This is a genomic window from Shewanella sp. ALD9, assembly GCF_002836315.1.
GTDB lineage: Bacteria > Pseudomonadota > Gammaproteobacteria > Enterobacterales > Shewanellaceae > Shewanella.
Map to the genome: position 1 here is coordinate 1 of NZ_PJCD01000018.1, position 1,136 is coordinate 1,136.

Annotated in this window: 1 pseudogene; it reads right to left on the minus strand. The window is 43.4% G+C overall.

Features of this window, described 5'->3' with window-relative positions:
• Positions 1 to 379: 379 nt before the first annotated feature.
• Positions 380 to 937, minus strand: a pseudogene (locus CXF88_RS14340) (IS3 family transposase); the annotation flags it as partial.
• Positions 938 to 1,136 lie beyond the last annotated feature (199 nt).

Below are 1,136 nucleotides of genomic sequence, written 5' to 3' on the forward strand. Positions count from 1 at the left end.
AGTATCGCCGATGGTAGTTTGGGGTCTCCCCATGCGAGAGTAGGTCATTTCCAGGCGCTAAATTTACTCGAAAGAGTAGTGATAAGCCCGTTACTAACGTAACGGGCTTTTTTACGTCTATAATTTATAGTGTAGAGTTTGTTTTTGGCCAAAACATGACAGCAGTTTGTCGAATATGCCCATGCGTCCCCTTCGGGGATAAAAGAGTAGGTCATTTCCAGGCGCCTAATTGACTTTAGAGAGTCGCGAAACAGCCCGCGATCATATAGCGGGTTTTTTTAGTTCAAAATTTGAGAGTATGGTGGTTGATAGCATCCATCATAGTGCAGACGATATTGATCTGGTCAATTAAATTTGCACTCCAAACAGGGGCACGTGTTTAGGCTGCCATTTCGGCTATTGATATAGTCATATAGTCGTTATAACTATGACCACGTTTTGTATTGTAGTGCTTTAGTATGTAATTCAACGCATCCTGCTTCGCTTCATCAAAATTGTTGTAACCATACTTCGGCATCCATTCTGTTTTAAAACGTCTAAAAAAGCGTTCCATTACCTTGTTATCCCAGCAGTTTCCTCGTCGACTCATACTCTGCATTATTTGATACTTCCACAGCATTTGTCGATATTGAAGACTACTGTAATGGCAACCCTGGTCAGAATGAAACATCAGGTTTTGGGGCCGTCCACGACTTTCACATGCCATTCTTAATGCTGCACAAGTCAAATCGGTATTCGGGCTGTCAGAGCAAGCCCAACCCACCACTTTTCTCGCATACAAATCCATTACCACGGCTAAATAGAACCATTTGGTTCCTGACCAAACATACGTCACATGACCACACCAAACCTGGTTTATGACGTCAACGTTAAACTGTCGCTTTAACAAGTTAGGCGCGATTGTAGGCTCATCATTCACTATCTTGTAGCGATGTTTCTGGGTTGGCTACTGATAAGTCCTGCATCTCTCATTAAACTAACGGCCAACATTTTCACCTAATTGATTGAGCTGGCATGCTATCGTTCTCGCGCCAGCAGAGCCTCGGCTATCACGGTGGATTGCAATTGCTTGCTGGCGCAATTTCTCACGTTCAGGCTTCACTAATCCACGATGTTTGAGATGATAATGGTAGCTA